The organism is Kitasatospora sp. NPDC097643, assembly GCF_040302625.1.
Classification (GTDB): Bacteria; Actinomycetota; Actinomycetes; order Streptomycetales; family Streptomycetaceae; genus Kitasatospora.
Window position 1 is genome coordinate 78,272 of sequence record NZ_JBEOSA010000006.1, and the last position, 14,820, is coordinate 93,091.

The 14,820-nt window shown below is 73.1% G+C and carries 15 protein-coding genes and 1 riboswitch; of the genes, 10 read left to right on the top strand and 5 right to left on the bottom strand.

What is annotated here, in order from left to right:
• Positions 1-103 precede the first annotated feature (103 nt).
• Positions 104-1,105, bottom strand: coding sequence for a class I SAM-dependent methyltransferase (locus ABTY15_RS06365; RefSeq protein WP_350576920.1), 1,002 nt, complete (start codon positions 1,103-1,105; stop codon positions 104-106).
• 312 nt (positions 1,106-1,417) lie between these two features.
• Between ABTY15_RS06365 and ABTY15_RS06370 the strand changes: the two genes are divergently transcribed.
• Positions 1,418-1,558 carry a hypothetical protein gene (locus ABTY15_RS06370; RefSeq protein ID WP_350576923.1) on the top strand — a complete coding sequence of 47 codons (141 nt, stop codon included), beginning with the start codon at positions 1,418-1,420 and terminating at the stop codon, positions 1,556-1,558.
• Positions 1,559-1,670: 112 nt separating this feature from the next.
• Complete coding sequence (locus tag ABTY15_RS06375) at positions 1,671-3,098, top strand: aldehyde dehydrogenase family protein (protein ID WP_350576925.1); 1,428 nt, start codon at positions 1,671-1,673, stop codon at positions 3,096-3,098.
• A 114-nt stretch (positions 3,099-3,212) separates the two neighbouring features.
• On the opposite strand, the gene ABTY15_RS06380 is transcribed toward ABTY15_RS06375, so the two are convergent.
• Positions 3,213-4,700, bottom strand: coding sequence for a glycine hydroxymethyltransferase (locus ABTY15_RS06380; protein ID WP_350576928.1), 1,488 nt, complete (start codon positions 4,698-4,700; stop codon positions 3,213-3,215).
• A 19-nt stretch (positions 4,701-4,719) separates the two neighbouring features.
• A riboswitch (ZMP/ZTP riboswitch) is annotated at positions 4,720-4,817 on the bottom strand.
• Between the two features lie 295 nt (positions 4,818-5,112).
• Between ABTY15_RS06380 and ABTY15_RS06385 the strand changes: the two genes are divergently transcribed.
• The 3 genes from ABTY15_RS06385 (at position 5,113) to ABTY15_RS06395 (ending at position 7,417) form a co-directional block, all read left to right on the top strand.
• Positions 5,113-5,991 carry an ABC transporter permease subunit gene (locus tag ABTY15_RS06385; protein ID WP_350576931.1) on the top strand — a complete coding sequence of 293 codons (879 nt, stop codon included), beginning with the start codon at positions 5,113-5,115 and terminating at the stop codon, positions 5,989-5,991.
• 115 nt (positions 5,992-6,106) lie between these two features.
• Positions 6,107-6,517: a cytidine deaminase family protein gene (locus ABTY15_RS06390; RefSeq protein ID WP_350576933.1), complete on the top strand. Its 411-nt coding sequence runs from the start codon at positions 6,107-6,109 to the stop codon at positions 6,515-6,517.
• A gap of 336 nt (positions 6,518-6,853) precedes the next feature.
• Positions 6,854-7,417, top strand: coding sequence for an EF-hand domain-containing protein (locus tag ABTY15_RS06395; protein WP_350576936.1), 564 nt, complete (start codon positions 6,854-6,856; stop codon positions 7,415-7,417).
• 65 nt (positions 7,418-7,482) lie between these two features.
• Here the strand turns inward: ABTY15_RS06395 and ABTY15_RS06400 are convergent, their stop codons facing one another.
• Positions 7,483-8,817 (bottom strand): MFS transporter, encoded by a 1,335-nt coding sequence (locus ABTY15_RS06400; protein ID WP_350576939.1) that lies wholly within the window; start codon positions 8,815-8,817, stop codon positions 7,483-7,485.
• A 127-nt stretch (positions 8,818-8,944) separates the two neighbouring features.
• Entirely contained in the window at positions 8,945-9,520 is a 576-nt protein-coding gene (locus ABTY15_RS06405; protein ID WP_350576941.1) for a TetR/AcrR family transcriptional regulator, read from the bottom strand.
• Positions 9,521-9,629: 109 nt separating this feature from the next.
• Here ABTY15_RS06405 and ABTY15_RS06410 point away from each other — a divergent pair, with 109 nt between their 5' ends.
• Complete coding sequence (locus tag ABTY15_RS06410; protein ID WP_350576944.1) at positions 9,630-10,244, top strand: dihydrofolate reductase family protein; 615 nt, start codon at positions 9,630-9,632, stop codon at positions 10,242-10,244.
• Here ABTY15_RS06410 and ABTY15_RS06415 read toward each other — a convergent pair.
• Positions 10,234-11,277, bottom strand: coding sequence for an EamA family transporter (locus ABTY15_RS06415; RefSeq protein WP_350576947.1), 1,044 nt, complete (start codon positions 11,275-11,277; stop codon positions 10,234-10,236). The genes ABTY15_RS06410 and ABTY15_RS06415 overlap by 11 nt on opposite strands.
• 132 nt (positions 11,278-11,409) lie before the next feature.
• Here ABTY15_RS06415 and ABTY15_RS06420 point away from each other — a divergent pair, with 132 nt between their 5' ends.
• From ABTY15_RS06420 to ABTY15_RS06435, 4 genes are all read left to right on the top strand, one after another.
• Entirely contained in the window at positions 11,410-11,829 is a 420-nt protein-coding gene (locus ABTY15_RS06420; RefSeq protein ID WP_350576950.1) for a gamma-glutamylcyclotransferase family protein, read from the top strand.
• 168 nt (positions 11,830-11,997) lie between these two features.
• On the top strand, positions 11,998-13,251 hold the full coding sequence (cbiE, locus tag ABTY15_RS06425; RefSeq protein WP_502893431.1) for a precorrin-6y C5,15-methyltransferase (decarboxylating) subunit CbiE: 1,254 nt from the start codon (positions 11,998-12,000) through the stop codon (positions 13,249-13,251).
• Positions 13,248-14,009, top strand: coding sequence for a precorrin-4 C(11)-methyltransferase (gene cobM, locus ABTY15_RS06430; protein ID WP_350576954.1), 762 nt, complete (start codon positions 13,248-13,250; stop codon positions 14,007-14,009). The genes cbiE and cobM overlap by 4 nt, the downstream gene beginning before the upstream one ends.
• Complete coding sequence (locus ABTY15_RS06435) at positions 14,009-14,785, top strand: cobalt-precorrin-6A reductase (RefSeq protein ID WP_350576956.1); 777 nt, start codon at positions 14,009-14,011, stop codon at positions 14,783-14,785. Before cobM ends, ABTY15_RS06435 begins: the two co-directional genes overlap by 1 nt.
• The last annotated feature ends 35 nt before the right edge of the window (positions 14,786-14,820 follow it).

Genomic DNA, 14,820 nt, shown 5'->3' on the forward strand with positions numbered 1-14,820 from the left:
AGTAACAGATAACAGATGACAACTAACAGATTTCAGATTCTGTTAGTTGTCATCTGTCATTTGTCGGCGGTCCGCTCGCGCCCCGCGGCCACCGCCAGGCGGTTCAGCGCTGGCGGGCGCGGCGGATCGCGGAGGTGACGAGCGGGGGCAGCAGGTCGCGGGCCGCGCGCTTGGCCACGTTGACCGGGCGGCGCAGCTCGGCGGCGCGGGCGCGGCGGGCGGCGAGGTCGCGGGCCGCCTCCTCCTGGGCCTCCTGCATCGCCCGGTGGGACTCCTCCGCCGTGTGTGCGGCCTCGCGGCGGGCAGCCTCGGCGGACAGCCGGCGGTGGTGGCGGGACGGGCGGAACGGTTCGATGCCGTCCGAGGAGCCGGTCATCCGCAGCACCTGCTGCCCGTTCAGGGTCTCGGTGCTGAGGAAGCAGCCGGCCGCGAGGTCCACCCGGTCGAGCAGTTCCTTCTGGAACGGCGCGGGGTCGCCCCAGGTGCCGTAGAACTTGCACTCGGTGAGCATGATCGGCTTGAGCCCGTGGTTGAACACGGCCTCCCAGGTCGCGGCGGCGACGCCGGGGGTGTGCTGGGAGCGGTAGTCGTCCAGCACGACGACGCCCTGGTCCTGCAACGCGACGCGGGCCACCTGGAGGTCGCCGACGACGTGCTCGTACAGGTGCGAGGCGTCGATGTGGATGAACCGGAACGCGCCCGCCGGGATCCGGCCGCCCGCCAGGATCGAGGTCGGGGCCTGGATGATCTCCGGCAGCTTTTCGTGGAAGGCCAGGTAGTTGACCTCGAACGCCGAACGGGTGAGCGTCTTCCGGTAGGACATGTCCATCTCGGCGGCGTTCTCGTCGTCCGGCGCGTCCGAGTCGAAGAGGTCACAGACGGTGAACGTCTCGCCGGGTTGCAGGTGCTCCCCGATCACGATGGCGCTGCGCCCCAGGTAGGCGCCCATCTCCAGCAGGTCGCCGGTGATGCCCAGCGCCTCCTGCCGCCCCATGAACCAGTCGAACGAGTGTCGGTCGTGATCCCAGAACCACCCCGGGACATCGTCCAGCACGGAGGGCTCGACGGGCCGCTGCGACTCGTCCCTCAACGCGGCATCGGTCACGGGGGTTGCTCCTAACTGCGGTACGGACGACCTGCGGATTTGAGCCAGACCTCAGCACGGCGGCGGCACCCGACCAGCCCCGGACAGCACCGGACAGACCGGTCCCAGGTGGCAGACACCACTACGAACCACTGGCAACAGTAGTGCCCCACCGCCGAGTTCGCTGCAATCTACAGCGGCGGCCGGGCCCTTGAGGAGCTCTTTGCCCGAGGATTTTCGCGAACGGTCGTTTCGGGGGCGGAAGGTGAGCATGGCAGCGTCAAGACGGCGTCCCGATGTGACCGCAGTGCCGCCGGCCGATCACCGTCCGTGGTGACGAACGCCGCCGCGCACCCGCTGCCGGCCGGGCGCCGGCTGCGGCTACCGGTCCGTCAACTCCACTACCGGCACTGGACGGTGGCGGCGACGACCGAGCCGTTCGCCGAGCACACCGCGCGGTTCGCACCGAGGTAACCGGCCGGTCCGCCGGGCCCGCTTGACTCTTGCGCGCGGCCGCCCCGGCCGCCTTGACTGGCCTCCGACTAGCACGGGCGGTCGATCGGCCGAACGGATGAAGGGACACTCGGTGCAGCAGTACGCGGAGTACGGCGACCAGTACATCGACGGCGCCTGGCGGCCCTCCGGGGACACCGGGTCGATCGCCGTGCTCAACCCGGCGACCGAGCAGGTGCTGGCCACCGTGCCGGCCGGCGGCGCGGCCGACGTCGACGCCGCGGTGTCGGCGGCCCGCCGGGCGGCCCGGGGCTGGGCCGCGACCACCCGCGAGGAGCGGCTCGCCCTGCTGACCCGGCTGCGGGACGGCATCGCCGCCGCCCAGGAGGAGATCACCGCGACGGTCGTCGCCGAGCTGGGCGCCCCGGTGGGCTTCGCCGCCGCCGTCCACGCCGGGCTGCCGCTGACCGTCGCCACCTCCTACCTGACGCTGCTCGCCGAGCACCCCTTCGAGGAGCGGATCGGCAACTCGGTGGTGTTCGCCGAGCCCGCCGGGGTGGTCGCGGCGATCACGCCGTGGAACTACCCGCTGCACCAGGTCGTCGCCAAGGTCGTACCGGCCCTGGCCGCCGGCTGCCCGGTCGTCCTCAAGCCCGCCGAGGACACCCCGCTGGTGGCCCGGCTGTTCGCCCGGCTGGTGCACGAGGCGGGCTTCCCGGCGGGCGCGTTCAACCTGGTGACCGGCACCGGCGCGGTCGCGGGCGCGGCCCTCACCGCCCACCCCGGGGTGGACGTGGTCTCCTTCACCGGCTCCACCGCCGTCGGCCGCCAGGTCGCCGAGACCGCCGGGCGCGGCCTGAAGCGGGTCGCCCTGGAGCTCGGCGGCAAGTCCGCCAACGTGGTGCTGCCGGGTGCCGACCTGACCCGGGCGGTCAACGTCAACGTCGCCAACGTGTTCGCCAACTCCGGTCAGACGTGCAGCGCGTGGACCCGGCTACTGGTGCACCGGGACCAGTACGAGGAGGCGGTCGCGACGGCCGCGAAGGCCGCCGCCAAGTACGTCCCGGGCGATCCGACCGATCCGCAGACCCGGATCGGTCCGCTGGTCAACGCCCGGCAGCTGGAGCGGGTGCGCGGCTACGTCGCCGGCGCGCTCGCCGCGGGCGCCCGGCTGGTGGCCGGCGGGGCGGAGCCCGTCACCGAACCGGCCACCGGCTACTACGTCCAGCCGACCGTTCTCGCCGACGTCGCACCGGACATGACGATCGCTCAGGAGGAGGTCTTCGGGCCGGTCCTGGTGATCCTCCCCTACCGGGACGAGGACCACGCCGTCGAACTCGCCAACGGCACCGCGTACGGGCTGGCCGGGGGCGTCTGGGCCGCCGACACCGACACCGCCGCCGCCTTCGCCCGCCGCCTCGACACCGGCCAGGTCGACCTCAACGGCGGCCGGTTCAACCCGCTCGCCCCGTTCGGCGGGTACAAGAGCTCCGGCCTCGGCCGCGAACTGGGGCGGCACGGTCTGGAGGAGTTCCTGCAGTACAAGTCGTTGCAGTACTGAGCCGGTTGGCGCCCCGGAACCGCCCTGAGCCGCCCGCCCCGGGCCCGCCGTAGGAGATGGCGGCGGGCCCGAGGCGGGCAGGTGGGTCAGGCGCTTGGACCCGGGTCAGGCGGGTCAGGCGAGGTCGACGCCCGGGTAGAGCGGGAACGGGGCGAGCAGGTCGGCGGCGCGCTTGGCGACGCCCTCGCGGACGGTGTCGTCGAGGACGTAGGAGGCCTTGGAGGGGCCGCCGTTGGCGCCGGTGGCGGGGGTGGTGGCGCGCAGCACGGTGTCGATCAGGGCGGCGATCTCGTCCATCTCGGCGGCGCCGAGGCCGCGGGTGGTCAGCGCCGGGGTGCCGATGCGCACGCCGGAGGTGTACCAAGCGCCGTTCGGATCCTGCGGGACGGAGTTGCGGTTGGTGACGATGCCCGAGTCCAGCAGCGCCGCCTCGGCCTGACGGCCAGTCAGACCGTAGCCGGAGACGTCGGCGAGGACGAGGTGGTTGTCGGTGCCGCCGGTGACCAGCGTGCCGCCGCGGCGCAGCAGACCCTCGGCGAGCGCCCGGGCGTTGTCGACGACCGCGCGGGCGTAGGTCCGGAACTCGGGGCGGCGGGCCTCCGCGAAGGCGACCGCCTTGGCCGCCATGACGTGCGAGAGCGGGCCGCCGAGCACCAACGGGCAGCCCCGGTCGACGTGTTCGGCCAGTTCGGCGGTGCTGAGCACCATGCCGCCGCGCGGGCCGCGCAGCGACTTGTGGGTGGTCGTGGTGACGATGTGGGCGTGCGCGACCGGGTCGTGGTCGCCGGTCAGCACCTTGCCCGCGACCAGGCCGGCGAAGTGCGCCATGTCGACCATCAGGGTCGCGCCGACCTCGTCCGCGATCTCGCGCATCCTGCGGAAGTCGACCAGGCGCGGGTAGGCCGAGTAGCCGGCCACCAGGATCAGCGGGCGGAACTCCCGGGCGGTCTCGCGCAGCGCGTCGTAGTCGATCAGGCCGGTCGCCGGGTCGGTGCCGTAGCTGCGCTGGTCGAACATCTTGCCGGAGATGTTGGGGCGGAAGCCGTGGGTGAGGTGGCCGCCGGTGTCCAGGGACATGCCGAGCATCCGCTGGTTGCCGAGTTCCTGGCGCAGCTGCGCCCAGTCCTGCTCGGTGAGGTCGTTGACGTTGCGGACCTTGGCGCGCTCCAGCGCCGGGCTCTCGACCCGGTGGGAGAGGACGGCCCAGAAGGCGGTGAGGTTGGCGTCGATGCCGGAGTGCGGCTGGACGTAGGCGTGGTCGGCGCCGAAGAGGGCCCGGGCGTGCTCGGCGGCGATGGACTCGACGGTGTCCACGTTGCGGCAGCCGGCGTAGAAGCGGCGGCCGGCGGTGCCCTCGGCGTACTTGTCGCTGAGCCAGTTGCCCATGGCGAGCAGGACGGCCGGGGAGGCGTAGTTCTCACTGGCGATCAGCTTGAGCGAGGCGCGCTGGTCCTCGATCTCCTGGCCGATGGCGGCGGCGATCCGCGGTTCCACCTCGGCGACGACGTCCAGGGCGGTGCGGAAGGCGGTGTTGGCGGCCGCGGAGGCGGCGGTGTGGGGGTGGTCCTGCGCGTGGTCCTGGGTGTGCGGGTGCGGTGCCAAGGCGGTCTCCTCGTCGGATTCGGACGGCCCAGGCGCTCGGCAACTTCGACGTGAGGTGTCACGGGGCCGCTTCCCGATGGTTGATTCCATCCCTACGCGCCAGTCGCGGCCCAGCGGGATCGTACCAACACCGGGCGCGCTGTGGCGGAGATCTCAGAATGCGGAACGGGCGGGCCCCTTTGTAGGGTTATGTCCGTTCTTTTGCAACGCGGGTGTTGCAGCGCAATAAAGCCGCCACAGGCGCCGAAACAATTCCGTCGAATTCCCCGCCGGATGATTTGCGGAATGCTCGTCGTATCCGATCTGATGACGCCGGGAACGCCGCCGGGAAACCCCCGGATGCCGCCCTGGAAATGCACACCTGCGCACCCTCACCCATGGGGCGGCGAAGAATTCGGGGAGTACGCCTCGCATGGCAGCGGTCGATACGGTCAGCACAGGCAATACGGTCAGCGCCGACAGGGCGCCGGGTGGCCTGGCCCGGCGGATCCTGCGCGACCGGGTCGGCGCCGCCGCCCTCGCCGTCGTCCTGCTGTTCCTGCTGCTCGCCCTCGCCGCCCCGCTGATCGCCGCCCTGTACGGGAAGAACCCGGTCGAGCACTACGGTCAGAACACGTCGGGCCTGCTCAGCGACGGCGGCCTGCCGGTGCTGCCGAACGGCGGCATCTCCGGCGAGTTCTGGTTCGGCCTGGAGCCGGGCCTCGGCCGGGACGTGCTGACCCAACTGCTGTACGGCATCCGCACCTCGCTGCTGATCGCCTTCGCCTCCGCCGCCGCGACCACCGCACTCGGGGTCCTCGCCGGGGTCGCGCTCGGCTACCTCGGCGGAATCGCCGACCGACTGTTCGGTTTCCTCGCGAATGTGCTGCTGACCTTTCCCACGCTGCTGCTGTTGCTCGCGCTCAGCCCGGTGATCCAGTCCCGGCTCGTCGATCCGGGCGCCGCGGAACCGGAGTGGATGCAGTTCCTGGTGCTGATCCTGGTGTTCTCCGCGTTCGGCTGGATTCCCCTCGCGCTTTCCCTCCGGGCCACCGTGCGGTCGCTGCGGGAAAGGGATTTCGTGCAGTCTGCCCGGGCCCAGGGCGCGAGCCGGTTCCACGTCGTCGTCCACGAACTGCTGCTCGGCGTCGCCTTCCTGTTCGTCTCGCACGACCTCGCCGTGGTCCGGCACTTCTGCGACCGGGTGGCGGTGATGCACCGGGGCCGACTGGTCGAATCCACCGACCGGGACCAGCTGTTCGCCGCACCGCACACCGCGTACACCCGGGAGCTGCTGGCGGCCGCCCGGTGAGCGGGGCCGGGTGGTACGGCCCGGCGTCCGGGGTTGGCACGGTGGGGGTTGGCACGGTGAGTGGAGGTCGGTCCATGATCGAAGCCCGAAACGTCCGACGAGGGAGTCCACGGACATGTCCGTCATCGAACCCGCACCGGTCGACCACGAGCTCGTCGAGGCCGCCGAGGTGGTCGTCCGCCGCTACGCCCGGGGCGACCACCACACGGTCGCCGCGGCGGGCCGCAGCGCCGACGGGCGGATCGTCACCGCGCTCAACGCCTACCACTTCACCGGCGGGCCCTGCGCCGAGTTGGTCCTGATCGGCGCGGCTGCCGGGCAGGGGGCGTACGAGCTCACCACGGTGGTCGCGGTCGCCGACCAGGGGCGGGGGGTCATCCCGCCCTGCGGTCGCTGCCGTCAGGTGCTCCTCGACTACTTCCCCGGGATCAGGGTCATCCTCGGGCGGGCCGCCGAGCTGCGTACGGTCCCGGTGCGTGACCTGCTCCCGGAGGCGTACGTCTGGGCCGACCACCAGGAGGACTAGCCCGCCCTCCTTTACCAGAACCAGCTCCGGTCGGCCGGGTGATCGGCCGCGGTTCACCCCTCCGGACCCATCCGGGCCGGGACCCTCGGACCGGCGTTCGATCGGTCGATAGCGTGCCGCACAGGGGCGGTTTCGTGCCGGGCGGTGGCGTGCCGGGTGGTGGCGTTCCGGGAGCTGGGCGCCGCGCGACCGGGGATCGTCACCCCTGGATCGTCCGCACAGCCGTCCGCACAGCCGTCCGACCGTCGTTCGGCTGCGCGGACGCGGCCCGAGGGGCTAGCGTGCTGGCGTCGTGTCGTCGTAGAGGTCCTAGAGATCGCCAACCGAGGGGGCACATTGTCGGACGACCTGCTCATCGCGAAGATCAACCATGGTTTCGACCACCTCGACGCCGACGGCGACGGGCTCCTCACCGAGCGGGACCACGTCCTGATGGGGCACTCGGTGGCCCGTTCACTCGGCCACCGGGAGGGCTCCGAGGCGGAGGCGGTCATCGTCCGCGCCTACCTGACGATCTGGCACGACCTGCACCTGGCCCACCTGCCGACCGGGACCGAGTCCATCACCCGTGAGCAGTTCGTCCGGTCGACCGGCTCGCTCGCCGACGACCCGGAGGCCGCGCGGGCCAGCCTGGGGGCGCTCGCCGAGGCGTTCCTCGCCGTCGCCGACGCCGACCGCAGCGGCACGGTGGACGCCGGCGAGTTCTTCGTCTTCCAGCGCGGACACTTCGCCGGCCTCTCCCGCGACGACGCCGACGAGGCGTTCCGCCACCTCGACCGGGACGGCGACGGCGCCCTGTCCGCCGAGGAGTTCGTCAGCGCGATCATCGAGTACTGGACCAGCCGCGACCCCGAGGCGCCCGGCAACTGGTGGACGGGCAAGGCGCCGTCCGAACTCTGAGGCTCAGCTGTGGAGTTCTGGTCACGCCCCACCGCGCCGGCGGGCGCGCCGCCCGAGCCAGCTGCTCAGCCGGTCGGTCCCGCCGGGATCGACCGCAGCGCCCGGACGTCCCGGGCCAGCAGCAGCGGCAGGCAGGAGAGCAGGCCCGTCCCGGCGACCACCCAGAGCGCGGGGCGCAGCCCGATCCACGTGCCGAGCAGGCCGCCGACCAGGGCACCGAGCGGCAGCGTGCCCCAGATGACGAACCTGATCGACGCGTTCACCCGGGCCAGCAGCCCGGTCGGGGTGACGGCCTGCCGCAGGCTCACCTGACCGATGTTGTAGACGGTGACGCCGCAGGCCATGACCCCGGTCGCCGCCGCCACCCCGACCATCGCCCAACCGGACGTCGCGGTCGCCAGGAGGAGCACGGCGAGGCCGGACATCGACTTGGCGACGATCAGCACCCGCCCGAGGCCGAACCGCCGGATCAGCCGACCGGTCAGCACCGCGCCGAGCAGCGCACCGGCGTTGCCGAGGGTCAGCGCCAGGCCGAGCCCGCCGGGCGTCAGCCGCAGCTCGCGCACTGCGTAGGCGGTCAGCAGCGCGCCGAGCGCCCCGCCGAGGCCCGCCAGGTTGCTGATCGCGGTGGCGAGGGCGAGCGGGCGCAGCGTCCGGTGGGTCAGGACGAACCGCAGACCCTCGGCGATCCGGGTGCGCATCCGGGGCAGGGGCGCTGCGGCTTCCCCGGGCCGGCCGGGTAGCTCGGGGCGCTCGGAGCGCTCCGGGCGCTCGGGCCGTACTGGACGGGCCGAGCGGAGCAGCCCTGCCGAGAGGAGGTAGCTGACCGCGTCGACGAGCAGGATCAGTGGGGCGGTGAGCCCCTGGAGCAGCAAGGCGCCGAGGCTCGGTCCGGCGAGCTCGGCGGCCGATCGGGAGAACTCCAACCGGCTGTTGCCGTCGGCCGTTTGGGCGCGCGTGACCACGCTCGGCAGGAAGGCCTGGTCAGCGATGTCGAAGAAGACGGTGAACACTCCGGTGACGAACGCCGTCGCGCACAGCAGTGGCACACTCAGTACACCGGCGGCGTACCCGAGCGGCAGGGCGCAGACCGCCGCCGCCCGGCCGAGGTCCGCGACGGTCATCACCCGGCGGCGGTCCCAGCGGTCGAGCAGGGCTCCGGCGGGCAGGCCGAGCAGCAGGAACGGCAGGGTCTCGGCGGCCGAGACCAGGCCGAGTTGGCCGGGCGTCGCGGACAGTGCGGTCAGCGCGAGGAGGGGGATCACGAAGAAGCTGATCTGCGTGCCGAACTGGCTGACGGTGTGCGCCGACCACAGGGCCACGAAGGCGCGTTGACGCCGCACTGCGACCGGCCCGACCTCGGCGGATCCGGCCCGCTCCCGCTTCTCGACCTCCAACACGGTGTGCTGCTCCCCCGGTTCACCACGGATCCTTCGTGGACGATGCCACGGGTGATGGTAACCCCTGGACACGGCAAGGGGGTTGGCCGCACCCTTGCCGTCGCCGCCGGGTGGCGTCGGACAGGATCTAGGCAGCCGGGACGGTCCGCTCGACGATGGTGTCGATCAGCGCGGCGAGGCCGTCCGGCCCCAACACCTCGGGCAGGGTGAGGTGTTCGAGGATCAGGCCGGTCATGGCGAGGTAGAGGACGACGACCGTCTCCCGGTCGCCGGGGAGGCCCTCGCCGAGGTGGTAGGCGATGTTCGCCTCCAGCTCCTCGCGGATGGTGCCGGTGAGCTGGGCCCGCAGGCCCGGTCGGCGCGTGGCCTCCAGGCGCAGTTCGAGCATCGCGAGGTAGCCGGCCCGGTCCGCGGAGATGCGGCGGAACAGGTCGTGCATCAGCGCCGTGACCAGCGCGCGGTCGCGCGGGGCGCGCAGCAGCTCGCCGATGATCACCGGATCCGGGGTGAGCCGCTGGTGGATGTGCCGCGCGGTCTGGTGGAGCAGGTGGTCGCGGTTGGCGAAGTAGTTGGACGCCGTGCCGTTCGGGACGCCGGCCTGGACGTCGACCGCACGGAAGGTGAGGCCGCGGGCGCCCTCACGGGCGAGGACCTCGATGGCGGCGTCGGCGAGGGCGGTGCGGCGAGCGGGATTCTGAGCCATGGAACGATTCTCTCCTCTTGCAACCACTACGGCCGGAGTACTATAACTGGAGTGGTTGATCCGCGACGGGCCGGACCGGTCCGCGCCCGCCCCTACCCCAAGGACCTGGATGCGCAAGCTCAGCTACTTCGTCGGCACCAGCATCGACGGCTTCATCGCCTCCCCGGACGGCGACTTCGACTTCCTCATGCCGTTCGTCACCGAGGACTACGCGCCGGTGTTCTTCCCGGAGTACCCGGAGACCCTCCCCACCCCCGGCCGCGCGGCGTTCGGCCTCGCGGACGCGCCCAACAAGCGCTTCGACACCGTCCTCATGGGCCGCGGCACCTACGATCCGGGGCTGGCCATCGGGCTCACCAGCCCGTATGCCCACCTGCGGCAGATCGTGCTCTCCCGCACGCTCGGAAGCAGCCCCGACCCGGCCGTGGAGGTCACCGCGGAGGACCCGCTGGCGCTGGTGCGCCGGCTCAAGCAGGAGGACGGCCTCGGCATCTGGCTCTGCGGCGGCGCCGACCTGGCCGGTCAACTGCTGCCCGAGATCGACGAGTTGATCATCAAGCAGTACCCCGTGGTGGCCGGCTCGGGCATTCCGCTGTTCCGCGCGGACTTCCAGCCGCGCGCCTTCACGCTCACCGACAGCCGGATCTTCGAGCGCGGCAACGTCGTCCTCACATACGCGCGGACCTCGCCGACGCCGCCAGCGACCCCGCAGGCTACGTCGTAGTGCTGGTGGCGGGGGCGGTGGGTGCCGTGGGCGCTTCGGGCTTCGCGGGCTTCCGACTGGCGCTCACCACCAGGCAGACGCCCGCCACCACGATCGCCCCGCCCGCCAGGGTCGGACCGGTCAGTGGTTCGGCGAGGATCAGCCAGCCCAGCAGCACCGCCACCACCGGGTTCACGTACGCGTACGTGGCGACCAGGGGCAGCGGCGCGGACCGCAGCAGCCACGCGTACGCGGTGAAGGCGAGCAGCGAGCCGAACAGCACCAGGTAGGCGAGGGCCAGCCAGGAGCGGGTCGAGACGTCCCCGAGGTCCAGCCCGCGCTGCTCACCGCGCGCCAGTCCGATCAGCAGATCGCAGAACCCGCCCACGAGCATCTGGTACGCGCTCGCGGCGAGCACGTTGCCCGGCATCGGCAGCCGCTTGCTCGTGAACGAACCGACCGCCCAGGTCACCGTCGCGCAGATCAGCAGGATCACGCCGACCGGGGCGACCTCCCCGCCGATCGCGGGCGCCGACAGCACCGCCAGCCCGGCCAGGCCGAGCAGCACCCCGGCGAGCTCGCCGCGCTTCGGGCGCTCGCCGACCGCCGCCGACAGCAGGACCATCCACAGCGGCATCGCGGCCACCAGCAGCGCCGTCAGGCCGGACGGGACCGAGGTCTCGCCCAGCACCACCAGCCCGTTGCCGCCGGTCAGCAGCAGCACGCCGACCAGCGCGGCGGAGCCGAACGGGCGCAGGCCCACCCGAAGGCCCGCCGGCCCCTGACGGACCAGCAGGTAGCCGGCCAGCAGCAGACCGGCGGTGAGGAAGCGCGCGGCGGCGGAGAGGAAGGAGGGCATCGTCTCCACCGCGATCCGGATCGCCAGGTAGGTCGAGCCCCACACGACGTACACCACGCCGAGCGCCAGCCAGACCCCGCCACCGAGCCGGGCGGACGGACGGGCGTCCGCGGCGGATGCGACGGATACGGCGGTGTCCGCGGTGGCGGAGGAGGTCGCAGGTCTGCTGGACCGGGGCGAGACGGGCGCTGTCATGGGTGTCCCCCTTGGACGGTACTGGCCGAACATCCGACATGACAGCGCATCGGCAGCCCACCGCGCCACCGGGTATCACGGATCGGGCAGCAGGCCGTACCGTGGGCCCTCCCCAGCCAGGAGGTCGAAACCGTGTCCGAGGAGGCCCTGCCGTTCTTCGTCTACGGCACCCTGCGCAGCGGCGGCCACAACCACGCCTCCCACCTCACCGGGCGCTGCGCGGCGATCCAACCCGCCGTCCTGGAGGGCGCCGCGCTGCACGACGGCCCCGGATTCCCGTACGCGGTGCCCGATGCGACGCCCGGGCGCCGGATCGTGGGTGAGCTGATCACCGTACGCCCCGGAGCGTACGCCGGCGCGCTCGTCTCACTGGACCGGCTGGAGGGCTGCCGGGCGGACGGCACGGGCGAGTACGTGCGGCGGCGGCTGGCGGTGCGGACGGACGAGGGTGAGATCCGCGAGGCGTGGGTGTACCTCGCCGGCCCGGCCGCGGCGGAGCGGCTACGGGCACGGCCGGCGCTCATCGCCTCGGGGGACTGGGCGGACAGGTGACGCCGAACAGGTAACGGGGAACAGGGAACGGCGAACAGATGACAGACTATGAAATCTGTTATCTGTCTGCTGTTATCTGTTCGCTGTCATCTGTTACCTGTCACCCGTCCCCGGCCCGCCCCCGTACTCCCAGGTAGGCTGCCCCGGCCACCACCACGCCGTCCACCTGTGAGGAGCCACCCGGTGCCCGAGCTGCCACCCCCGATCACCGTCGTCGGGATCGGGGCCGACGGCTGGCCCGGCCTCGCCGCCACCTCCCGGGCCGTGCTGCGGACGGCCGAGGTGGTCGTCGGCGGACCTCGGCAGCTGGACCTCCTCCCCCGGGACGAGGTCACCGCCGAACGCATCCCGTGGCCGTCCCCGCTGCGCCCGGCCGTGCCCGGCCTGTTCGCCGCCCACGCCGGGCACCGGGTGGCCGTCCTGGCCAGCGGCGACCCCCTGTTCTACGGCATCGGCCGCACCCTCGCCGAGACCCTCGGCCCCGACCGACTGCGCGTCCTGCCGCACCCGTCCTCCGTCTCCTACGCCTGCGCCCGGCTCGGCTGGCCGCTGGAGGCCACCGAGGTGGTCAGCCTGGTCGGCCGTCCGCTGGCCACCCTGGGCCTCGCCCTGCACCCCGGCCGCCGCCTGCTGGTGCTCAGCGCCGACGCCGCCACGCCGACCGCCGTCGCCGCGCTGCTCACCGAGCGCGGGTACGGCACCGCCCGCCTGCGGGTCCTCGAACAGCTCGGCGGCCCGGCCGAACGGCGCCTCGACGGCCCCGCCGACGGCTGGCCGCACCCGCCCGGCGACCCGCTGAACGTCATCGCGGTCGAGCTCGGCGACGGCCCGCGCAGCTCCCTCGTCCCCGGCCTGCCCGACGCCGCGTACGAGAGCGACGGCCAGCTCACCAAGCGGCACGTACGCGCCGCCACCCTCGCCACGCTCGCGCCCTCCCCCGGCGAACTCCTCTGGGACGTCGGCGGCGGCTCCGGCTCGATCGCCATCGAGTGGCTGCGCGCGCACCGCGACTGCCAGGCCGTCAGCATCGAACGCGACCCGGTCCGGGCCGAGCGGATCAGCCGCAACGCGGCCGCGCTCGGCGTGCCCCGGCTGCGCGTGGTGACCGGCCCGGCCCCGGCGGCGCTCACCGAACTCCCCACCCCCGACGCGGTGTTCATCGGCGGCGGCCTCACCGCCCGCGGCCTGCTGGACAGTTGCTGGGACGCCCTGCGGCCGGGCGGGCGGCTGGTCGCCAACACCGTGACCCTGGAATCCGAGGCGCTGCTCACCGAGTGGTACCGGCGCCACGGCGGCGAGTTGCTGCGGCTCGCCGTGTCCCACGCCATCCCGGTGGGCGGCTTCACCGGGTGGCGCCAGGCCATGCCGGTCACCCAGTGGTCCGCCGTCAAGCCCAACACCCCCCAGGAGGACGCCTCGTGACCGTCTACTTCATCGGAGCCGGCCCGGGCGCCGCCGACCTGATCACCCTGCGCGGACAGCGCATCCTGGCCCGCGCCGAGGTCTGCCTCTACGCCGGCAGCCTGGTCCCGCGCGAACTGCTCGACGAGTGCCCGGCCGACGCCCGCCTGATCGACACCGCGCAGCTCAACCTGGACCAGATCACCGCCGAGCTGGTCCGCGCCCACGAGGCGGGCCAGGACGTCGCCCGCCTGCACTCCGGCGACCCGTCGGTGTTCTCCGCCGTCGCCGAGCAGATGCGCCGCCTGGACGCGGCCGGCGTGCCCTACGAGGTCGTGCCCGGCGTCCCCGCCTTCGCCGCCGCCGCGGCCGCCCTGAAGCGGGAACTGACCGTGCCGACCGTCGGCCAGACCGTCATCCTCACCCGGATCGCCAAGCGCGCCACCCCGATGCCCGAGGGCGAGGACCTGGCCACCCTGGGCCGCAGCGGCGCCCTGCTGGTGCTGCACCTGGCCGCCGGGTACGTGGACGACGTCGTCGAGCAGCTGCTCCCGCACTACGGCGCCGACTGCCCGGCCGCCGTCGTCGCGATGGCCAGCCGCCCCGACGAGCTGGTGCTCCGCGGCACGCTCGCGGACATCGCCGGGCAGGTCAAGGAGGCCGGGGTGGTCCGCACCGCGGTGATCATCGTCGGACGGACGCTGGCCGCCGAGCAGTTCCGCGACAGCCACCTCTACTCGGCGGACCGCGAGCGCCCGCACGAGCCCTGCGGGGCGTGATGCGCCACCTGCTCATCCTCGGCGGGACGACGGAGGGCCGCACGCTGGCCGCCGCGCTGGACGGCCGTCCGTCCCTGCGCGTCACCAGCTCGCTGGCCGGGCGGGTCGCCCAACCCCGGCTGCCCGCCGGGGAGGTGAGGATCGGCGGCTTCGGCGGACCGGAGGGTCTCGCCGCCTGGCTGCGCACCGAACGGGTGGACGCCGTCGTGGACGCCACCCACCCGTTCGCGGCCGGCATCTCGCAGAACGCCGCCCTCGCGGCCGCCGCCACCGGCGTGCCGCTGCTGGTGCTGCGCCGCCCGGGATTCACGCCGGCCCCCGGGGACCGCTGGCACCCCGTCCCCTCGCTCGCCGCGGCGGCCGAACTGCTGCCGCGGCTCGGGGAGCGGGTCTTCCTCAGCATCGGACGGCAGGGCATCGCCGCCTTCGCCCACCTCGACGGGCCCCACTTCCTCGCCCGCTCGGTGGATCCGCCCGAACCGCCGGTGCCGCCCCGGTTCGAAGTCCTGCTGGACCGCGGCCCGTTCACACTCGACGGCGAACGGGCCCTGCTGCGCGAGCACCGGATCGACGTCCTGGTCACCAAGGACAGCGGTGGCGCCGCGACCGCGCCCAAGCTCACCGCCGCCCGCGAACTCGGGCTGCCGGTGGTCATCGTGGAGCGCCCGCCGGTGCCGGAGGGCGCCCCGGTCGCCCCGGACGTGCCGGGCGCGCTGCGGTGGCTGGAGCAGGTGGAACAGCTGGAAGAGCCGGAAGAGCCGGAGCAACTGCCGTAGGACGCCGACCGGCCCCGACGGATGAGGTCGGGGCC

Bases quoted from the DNA above. Each gene is read 5' to 3' on its own strand.
- ABTY15_RS06385 (WP_350576931.1), top strand. From the start codon at position 5,113: ATGGCAGCGGTCGATACGGTCAGCACAGGCAATACGGTCAGCGCCGAC.
- ABTY15_RS06390 (WP_350576933.1), top strand. From the start codon at position 6,107: ATGTCCGTCATCGAACCCGCACCGGTCGACCACGAGCTCGTCGAGGCC.
- ABTY15_RS06405 (WP_350576941.1), bottom strand. From the start codon at position 9,520: ATGGCTCAGAATCCCGCTCGCCGCACCGCCCTCGCCGACGCCGCCATC.
- ABTY15_RS06410 (WP_350576944.1), top strand. From the start codon at position 9,630: ATGCGCAAGCTCAGCTACTTCGTCGGCACCAGCATCGACGGCTTCATC.
- ABTY15_RS06415 (WP_350576947.1), bottom strand. From the start codon at position 11,277: ATGACAGCGCCCGTCTCGCCCCGGTCCAGCAGACCTGCGACCTCCTCC.
- ABTY15_RS06435 (WP_350576956.1), top strand. From the start codon at position 14,009: ATGCGCCACCTGCTCATCCTCGGCGGGACGACGGAGGGCCGCACGCTG.